An 8,491-nucleotide genomic window follows, 5' to 3' on the forward strand; every position below is an offset into this window, starting at 1 on the left:
GCGTCGATCTCGGCGTCCGAAAGTTGTTCGATTTCACTTAATAAGGCTTCGAGCTCTTCGGGTGACACGTCTTGCGACACCGTTTCGTCGACGGACTCGGACCGGGGCGCACCGTTGCGCGCAACTTTGTGCGGGTCGTTGTGCGGGTCGTTGTGCGTTGCGTTCACGCTCGATGGCAAACCGTCGTGCAGCGTTTGGGGAGCTTCCGAGCCAATCAACTCATTGGCGATAAACCGACTCAGTTGCGTGACCGTGGGATGGTTCCAGGCTACGATCGGAGTCAACTCGATTCCCGACCAATCTTCGGTCTCACCACTGAGTTCGACCGACGTCATCGAATCGAGTCCGTAGTCGGCGAACGGTTTATCAAGTTCGATGGTCTGCGGAGCCACTCCGGCGCGAACGACTAACCACTCGGCAAGCCAAGCTTCAATCATACGCGTCAGAGGTTCGCGATCCGCTGCGGTGGGATTTTCGGGAAGTTTTGGGATCGCAATCGGCGCCTGCTCGGAAAGAAATTTGCGGTCGTAGCGATATTTGCAGCGAATTTCGTCGGCGTCGAACATTTTGCGGCATCGATGTCGCTGGACTTTTCCGCTGCTCGTTAGCGGTACTGTCGCGGGGCGACATAGCAACACGTTGCGTGGATCGACCTCGTGAACGTCAATGACGGTGCGGCGAATCGAGCGCACCCATTCGGGAAACGCGGCTTCATCACAGTGCCGCGGAACCTCGGCGACGATCGCCAATCCTTCGCCGCGTGGACCATCGACCGAAAATGCCGCACATTGCCCCCCTTCGCTGCCGATGATCTCGCGAACCGTCGCTTCAATATCTTGAGGATACAAGTTGCGGCCGCGCAGAATCACCACATCCTTGATCCGTCCGGTGACATACAGTTGCCCGTCGTCCAAAAAGCCAAGGTCACCGGTTCGACAAAATCCGACGCGGCCATCTGCGGTTAGCGCCGCAAACCGCTGGCGATTCTCTTCGTCACGATTCCAATAGCCGGCAGTGACACTGGCGCCTTTGATCCAGATTTCGCCAATGATTCGTTCCTCGCAAACGGACAATGTCTGCGGATCGACGATCAATAATTCGGTTTGGTCGACAGCGGAACCGCACGCGACAAGTTTTTGGAACGCCTTGCCACGGCCTTCGGGCTGGATGTCGACGCGGCCTTCGCTGAGTTTATCGCGAGAAACGCTCAACAAACGCGGTTCTGCGGGGCCGTCTCCGCCGGCGGCCAGCAATGTCGCTTCGGCGAGTCCGTAACATGGGTAAAACGAACTGGCGGAAAATTTGCTGCTCGAGAAACGGTGCGCAAAATCGCTCAGTGTGCGAGGCATAATCGGTTCCGCACCACAGAACGCTGTTCGCCAATTCGATAGATCCAGCGAATCGGTTTGATCAGGTGAGATACGATCGATACACAATTGATAGGCAAAATTAGGGGCACCGCTGATCGTCGCCTTGCAATCGCTGATCAACTGCAACCAACGCAGCGGCCGCTGCAGGAAGGCTCGCGGGCTGATAAACACGGTGGACCGGCCCATGTACAGTGATGCCAACAATCCGCCAATCAACCCCATGTCGTGGAAAAACGGCAGCCAGAAAACTCCGGATTCGGTTTGATTGGGATCATCCTCGATCCAGGGGATTTGAAATCCTCGCCGAATCGCTTCGAGATTGGCCATCACATTGCGATGACGGACCATCACGCCCTTGGGTTGGCTGGTGCTGCCGCTGGTGTATTGCAGTAAAGCGAGCGAGTCAGGGTCGATCGACAATGAATGCGGATCGATCCAGTGCTGCGGTTTGTTTGTTCCGAGCGGTGGCACAGAGGCGTCGGTCGCAAGATGAGGGATGTCACGCGCCGCATCGCACAGTTTTTCGCGATCCATTCCCGCTAATGTTGCGCTGTCTGCAATGATGGCCGAGGGATGACAGTCACGCGCGGCCGAATCGAGCCGTTCCATCACCCGGCCCGGTTTGGGGTAACAGGTCGGCACTGGAACCCAACCGGCAACGTGGGCTGCGAAGAACCCGGCTACAAATTCGAGTCCGGGTGGGAACAGCAGCAGAGCGCGAGGTTGATCTTGGTCCACCTCAGGCATCCGAGCCGCAAACTCGCAAACTCGCGACCAAAGATCGCGGTACGTCCATTGTGTCATCCCGCCGTCATCGTCGATGAACGTCAACGCAAGCCGATCGCCATGTCGTTGGGCACGGATACCGATCCACTGCGGCAAGGGGGTCGCGGTGGACGGATCGAGTGATGACATAACACGGTACTCTGCGTCTTGCTACGCGTTTTCTGACTCGAGAACATCGGGTCGGAAGAGCGCGAAGAAATGGATGGGCGTCAAAGTTTTTGTTGGCTCGTTCCGCTAGGCCGGAACAACGGTCGGTGGCAACGGTCGGTGGCAACGGATCAGTCGTCACGAAAACATCGGAGACGAATCAGTTGGAGGCGGCAACAAGATTGCGGTGATGCAATCTCTTCCTCAGCCCCCCTCTTTTCTTCGTCCCTTCCGCTCACGCAACTACAGTGTACTTCAGCGTAGTAACTCGGAGGGGCTTCGACAAATGCATCCTCCATTCCGCAAAAACGTTAGAACCGATTGCGGTTCGAGAAGAGACGACGAACCCCCAATGGGTTCGAGGTTGTGGGCGCGTTACTTGGCCCCATGCTCGGGTATGCCAAAGGAGCATATTGATAGTTCGCCGCGGCAGGCTGGCCGATCACGGTCGGCACGACACTCTGAGTTACAGGCAAATCGGTGGGGCGTGGCAGAACTTCGCCGCGATAGTGCATGCGTCGAACGGTGTTGCCATAAAAATGCCCCGGACGATAGGGACGCTGCTCGATCGGCATCGATTTGATCTCTTGCCGATAGGCACCTGTGGGAATGATGATCGGCGACCAGCCGGGTTCGGCCGCTTTCGTCGTCTGGACATCCAGCCCCGAAGCCACAAGTAGAAGGGTGAACATCAACACGGCACGTAGAACGTTCTTCACGCTGCTTTCCTAATTTTCTGCTGTAAATGTGTATGATCTTTAGTACAGGTACGATCGCAATGCGACGATCATGCCGGGCAAGCTCCCCATTTTCTCACGATTCGAGGGGTTTGCAAGGCTGGCCATCATGACTTGATTTCACTGCGAGTCTACTAATCTAGGTTACTCTGACGGGAATAAGAGATGGATAAATCCGAGCCTGCTGGGAAAAATCCCCAGAGAGTAGGGAAGTCGTCGCTCGGAGCGATCGGGATCCTCGTCCTTGTGGGGGCGTACTCCCTCGTCCAACCGGAGCTGAATGCCCGTTTTGGTTGGAATTTGCCGCAGCTTCGATCTGACGATGCCGGCGAAGTCGCGGTGGTAGCCGAACCGAAGTTCGAGCCCAAGAAGTCGCCTCAATCACAGTCGCCATCGCCATCACCGTCGACACCTCAACCGGAGTCGACATCGCAATCCGAGTCGAAGCCTGCGTCCGAGTCCGAGTCCGAGCTGAAATACGGATTGCTGCGCGAGGTGTCCGCAGATCGCTATCTTTCGCCCGCCGGATTGCAATACACCCCCGGCAGCGCCGAGGGCCATCGGCTCGAACACTTGCGGCGACACACCAAGGATGATCCTTCGCGACCAGGCAGCCACGGTGTTTTCGATGGCGAAATGGAGGGAGCCCTTAAGACGATTGACCGCGCCTACCTGAAAGCCAAGCAAGGCACAAAGACGACCACGCGTGTCGATGACGGGCGGACCATCTATACCGTTGATCTCGGTAGCCGAATCGGATTTGTCGGGGGACGCGATGGCGCTAGAAAACGCAATCCCATGGCGCGTCGTGTCCGCATCGTATTGGAGGGGACGCGCGTCATCACCGCCTACCCGTTGTAGCGAGCCCCCCTGTCCGTTTTCCCTGTCCGTTTTCCCTGTCCGTTTTCCCTGTCCGTTTTCCCTGTCCGTTTTCCCTGTCCGTTTTCCCTGTCCGCTTGTTTTTCGGAGATCCCAGCATCGTGAGCCCAAGACATTCAGTTGACCACTGTCCGATTTGCGGCGGTGGATTGTGCGGGGTTCGCATCTGCGGCTTGCCCGAGCCAACGGAAGAACCAGCCAAGTTCGTGGAGCCAGTCAACGTCCAAGATCCCCCGCTACCTCATGGATTGGTGGTGTGTGACGAGTGCGACGCGATCTGGCTCGAACCGGATCTGACGTCGCGGCATCAATACCCCAATGGCTGTGACGCTCGCTGCCCGGTTTGTCTCGAACCCTTGTGGGGCAACCAAAGTCGCTGGGCTTCCCAAACCGACATCGAAGTGCTTGGATGGGCAGGCTGCACCAAACCCGAACTCGATGTACTGTCCAACTCAGACCAACCCGAATCAGACCAATCCGAATCCGACGCATCGTGAGCGGATGGAAACTCCAGAGCCGGGGGGGAGGGGGGACGCAAGTGCGGCTTGAAAATGCAGTTCCGCAACCCAGGCTATCGAAAGCACTTCCTTGTTAGAACGAATCGCCATTCCCTCGTCCGTTGATCGGCGAACCCCACCCGCAGAAATTCAGTTGTGGATCAGCGATGCGCGGCAGCGGATCGAAGCGTTCCAAGATCGCTGGGACCAACCGCAAATCGAACAATTTGTCGCCGCCGATTACGAACTGGTTTACCAATCACTTGGCTGGGCGTTGGAATCGCAAATGTTGATCGGCAAACGGTTCCTGGAATGGGGCTGCGGTTTTGCGGTGGTCAGCGCGCTTGCCTCGACGCTCGATTTGGATGTGATTGGAATCGAGGCCGAGACGGAGTTGCTGGCGCAAGGCCGTCGCTTGGTCGACGAATGGAAAGCGGATGTCGAACTGATCCATGGGAACTTTCTGCCAGCCGATAGCGAATCGCTTGCCGATGATCCGACGCTGCCGAGTCTGGGGCATGACGTCCCCTGCGGCTACGCGGCGCTCTGTTTGGAACTGGATGATTTTGCGATCGTCTACTCCTACCCCTGGCCAGGCGAGGACGACTTTCACGAGCGAGTGTTCGATCGCTACGCGTCCAGTGGAGCTCTGTTGATGCAATTTTGCGGTCCCAACGATGTCCGATTGTGGCGAAAACGTGGCTAAAAGAGCGACGATCGCGATAGCAATCCCCGTGTCGTCAATGCAGTGACAACTCCAACAACCGCTCCACTCGGCACAGTTTTCCTCAACTCGATACTCCTCAATCGCCGAAACTTCATCTTAAGCACAGGGGTCTGCACTTAGCAGATCCACGAAGCTCGTCGCGGTTGGTGGACTGTGGCAAAAAACACGGTGGGGGATGACGGTGCCGGGGGGATCGATTCAACGAATCGTAGGTGGGAGATGCGCGCTCGCAGCGGCACTGCTGCTGACGTTGGTGTTGTCAACAACCACCGCGTCGGCCCAGGGGCTGTTGGACCGTTTCGGTGCCGGCATCGGGAATTCCGATGACGGCCAAAGCGGAACCGCGTCGATCGAGCGCCGTCGCGAAGTATTGGCAAGCTTGCCGATGCAGCGATTGACCGTGGATGCGCAGCAGCGAATCCTGTCGATCGCCAATTCGCCTACGATCTTTCGCCAATTGCCGACCCAGGCGATTAGTTGCGATCGAGATCTGTTTTTGCTGATCGCACGGAATCCCGAAATTCTTGTCGGTATGTGGGATGTGATGGGAGTCACTCAGGTGACCACCAAACGCATCGCGCCGTATCAGCTTGATGCGTCCGATGGCAGCGGGACTCATTGCGTTGTCGACTTGGTCTACGGCGACCCGAATATGCATATCTATGTTGCTGACGGATCGTACGATGGCAAATTGGTTGCCAGCCCGATCAAAGGACGCGGCGTGTTTGTATTCCGCAGCACGTATGCAAAATCGGCCACCGGTGAAACGACGGTCACGGGGACGCTGGACTGTTTTGTGCAGTTGGACAGCTTGAGTGCCGATCTGATTGCTCGCACGTTTAGCGGGTTCATCGGCCGCTCGGCGGACAGCAACTTTATCGAGACCGCTCGTTTCCTGAGTCAAATCTCGGCCGCTTCGCAGCGTAATCCACACTCAATGATCGATCTGGCTCATCGTTTGCCCCAAGTCCCGCGTGAAACGAAACAGCAGTTTGTCGAGGTAATCAAGAATGTAAACCGTCGGCAAAACGAACTGGTGCATTCGTCGCGGCCACCGCGGACCGCAGCCGCACCGACGGCGGATCATCGCTAGAATAAAACGTTCGTTACGAGCGTTCTTTTCTATTGCGACGGACTCCTTTCTACGATGACGACGTTCGAGCACGCACTGCTGGGGATCAACGGAGCCTTGGCTGCCGGATTGCATCGTCACCACGGTTGGAAAATTGTTGCGCTCGCTGGCGTCGCCGCGATCGCGCCGGATTGGGACGGAGTGCCGATGTTGATCGACATGAGTCGGTTCGAGGCGGGGCATCGCGTGTGGGGACACAACCTGCTGGCTTGCTGTGTGCTCGGTTTGCTGTTGGGCACGGCGGATTACCGGCTGGATCTCAGCGGCCGCGCCGCCGCTTGAATCACGCGGTACGGCCCCCTCAAAGAACTGGCGACGTCGATCCGACGCCGGCAATCCTTTTCCACCCGCAGCTGGTGCGTCTGGATCGGCGTCGCGACCGTGGCAGCGCTCAGCCAGATCCCTGCCGACGCCGTGGTTTCGGGAGCCGTAGGTCTGAGCGACTGGGCGCTGAAACCGTTGTGGCCTTTTTCGGACTTTCAGTTCATCTATCCGTTGGTCCCCTGGGGCAACGTCGGTGTCACGATCGTGTTCGCCATCGCCATGATTGTCGAGCTAAAGAAGCCCAATCAAGCTCAGCAAATCGCGCTGTTAACGCTCGTGGTCGTGGTCATCTACATCGCGTTGTGGGGAGCTTTTGTGAACGTGCGGGCTTAACAACGCGTTGGATTAGCAGTGGGCCAAACAACGCGGGGGGCACAGGATCCCATTGAGGTGTCGAGATTCGATTTCACCTTGACTTCGCGGCTGCCGTTTTGTTACCGGAGGGTGTTGGATGCACCAGACGCGAAAGCTCTGGTCAATTTTCCCTCTCTGACACACTCTTTTCTTGTTGGGAACCACGCATGGGCACTCTCGAAATCACCCTGCCGCTACACACCAGTGTCCGCAATTTCCCCAAAAATCTTCGGTCCAGCGACGTCCAGCTCTTTGCCTCCTGTCGGTATCAAGAAATCTCACCCGCATCGATCGAGCGATTGCGAGGGGTCGAGGCGTTTGGCCGAGGTCCGCTGCGTCACGAAGGACGCTATTTACAAGAGAGCTTTGTGACGCCGGCGCATGCCGAAAACTGGCGGCGTGAACGCGGGCATTTGCGTGCCGCTGCCGAACGTTGGATTCAATCTCGCTCGGTCATCCAGTCCCCCACCATCTGGATCACCGACAATTGGAGCTGCGGCTATTACCACTGGATGTGCGACGCCTTGCCACGTCTAGAGATGGCGTCGCAGTCGCATGACTTGTCGGCGATGACGCTGCTGTTGCCCTACAAATATCGCAAGCACGCCTACATGCGGCAAAGCTTGATTCCCTTCGGGCTTGGCGAGGTTCGATTCTTGAAACGGTTCGAACGGGTGTTGTGCCATAACCTAATTTTACCATCACATGTGGCCGTGACGGGCAATCACAACCAACCGATCATCCAGCGAATGCACCAGCGGTTCCGCGGCTATTTGGCCGAGTCGGCTACGGCCGAGGACCACGCCGCGGTGAGCAAGTTTGGCGAGCGTGTTTACATCAGCCGCAGCATGGCAACGCGGCGGCGTATCGCCAACGAAGACGCGATTTTTCCGGTGCTGAAGAAACACGGATTCACCGTATTTACGGCCGAACAACATGATTGGCGGGTCCAGGCCCAAGTCGCTGCTAACGCGAAATATCTCGTTTCCAACCACGGCGCGGGGCTGACCAACATGATGATGATGACGCCGCGAAGCCGCGTGCTCGAGATCCGCGACGCCATCGATTCGACACCCAACTGCTACTTCTCGCTCGCTTCGGCATCGCGACTGGACTACTACTACGCCCTAGCCCATCGTGTCGATCCACAGCAATGTGTGCATCACGGCAATGTAAACGTCGATCCCCAGCAATTGGACACGACACTCGGTGAAATGGTCGCCGAATGATTTGACGTTCGCCTGTAATTCGCAGACACTCGAGTACGCGTGCAGCGGATTGCCCGAGAAATCTCTTCGCCACATCTTTCCGAGTCGCGGATCGCTAACGATAATCAAAGCGTTCGCCGAGACCTTATCGGGTGTCATGACACGTTGGACATCTCGATTCCTTTTTTATTTCTCTCCCAAATTGCCTCACGTCTTTCATGCACACCAAACCCAAGTCCCCTGTCCGCGTTGGTACGCGACTTGGAAAATATCGGATTGAAAGACGGCTTGGCGCGGGGGGATTTGCGACCGTTTATGCTGCGTTTGATA

General features: G+C 57.1%; 9 protein-coding genes. 7 read left to right on the plus strand and 2 right to left on the minus strand.

Annotated features, from left to right (window positions below; translation table 11 throughout):
• On the minus strand, positions 1–2,285 hold a 2,285-nt coding region (locus ABX962_RS22950; protein ID WP_372722658.1), incomplete at its 3' end, for an AMP-binding protein.
• 329 nt (positions 2,286–2,614) lie between these two features.
• Complete coding sequence (locus ABX962_RS22955) at positions 2,615–3,022, minus strand: hypothetical protein (RefSeq protein WP_372722660.1); 408 nt, start codon at positions 3,020–3,022, stop codon at positions 2,615–2,617.
• A 183-nt stretch (positions 3,023–3,205) separates the two neighbouring features.
• On the opposite strand from ABX962_RS22955, the gene ABX962_RS22960 reads away from it, so the two are divergent.
• The 7 genes from ABX962_RS22960 (at position 3,206) to ABX962_RS22990 (ending at position 8,182) form a co-directional block, all read left to right on the plus strand.
• Positions 3,206–3,901 carry a hypothetical protein gene (locus ABX962_RS22960; RefSeq protein WP_372722662.1) on the plus strand — a complete coding sequence of 232 codons (696 nt, stop codon included), beginning with the start codon at positions 3,206–3,208 and terminating at the stop codon, positions 3,899–3,901.
• Positions 3,902–4,020: 119 nt separating this feature from the next.
• A complete protein-coding gene (locus ABX962_RS22965) occupies positions 4,021–4,416 on the plus strand; it encodes a hypothetical protein (RefSeq protein WP_372722664.1) in 396 nt (131 codons plus the stop codon).
• Between the two features lie 91 nt (positions 4,417–4,507).
• Positions 4,508–5,122 carry a class I SAM-dependent methyltransferase gene (locus ABX962_RS22970; RefSeq protein ID WP_372722666.1) on the plus strand — a complete coding sequence of 205 codons (615 nt, stop codon included), beginning with the start codon at positions 4,508–4,510 and terminating at the stop codon, positions 5,120–5,122.
• Between the two features lie 274 nt (positions 5,123–5,396).
• Positions 5,397–6,236, plus strand: a complete 840-nt coding sequence (locus tag ABX962_RS22975; protein ID WP_372722667.1) for a hypothetical protein — start codon at positions 5,397–5,399, stop codon at positions 6,234–6,236.
• A gap of 54 nt (positions 6,237–6,290) precedes the next feature.
• Positions 6,291–6,557: a metal-dependent hydrolase gene (locus ABX962_RS22980; protein WP_372722669.1), complete on the plus strand. Its 267-nt coding sequence runs from the start codon at positions 6,291–6,293 to the stop codon at positions 6,555–6,557.
• Positions 6,558–6,656: 99 nt separating this feature from the next.
• Positions 6,657–6,932, plus strand: coding sequence for a hypothetical protein (locus tag ABX962_RS22985; RefSeq protein ID WP_372722671.1), 276 nt, complete (start codon positions 6,657–6,659; stop codon positions 6,930–6,932).
• A 188-nt stretch (positions 6,933–7,120) separates the two neighbouring features.
• A complete protein-coding gene (locus ABX962_RS22990; RefSeq protein WP_372722673.1) occupies positions 7,121–8,182 on the plus strand; it encodes a DUF563 domain-containing protein in 1,062 nt (353 codons plus the stop codon).
• The last annotated feature ends 309 nt before the right edge of the window (positions 8,183–8,491 follow it).

The organism is Novipirellula sp., from assembly GCF_041583735.1.
Taxonomy (GTDB): domain Bacteria; phylum Planctomycetota; class Planctomycetia; order Pirellulales; family Pirellulaceae; genus Novipirellula.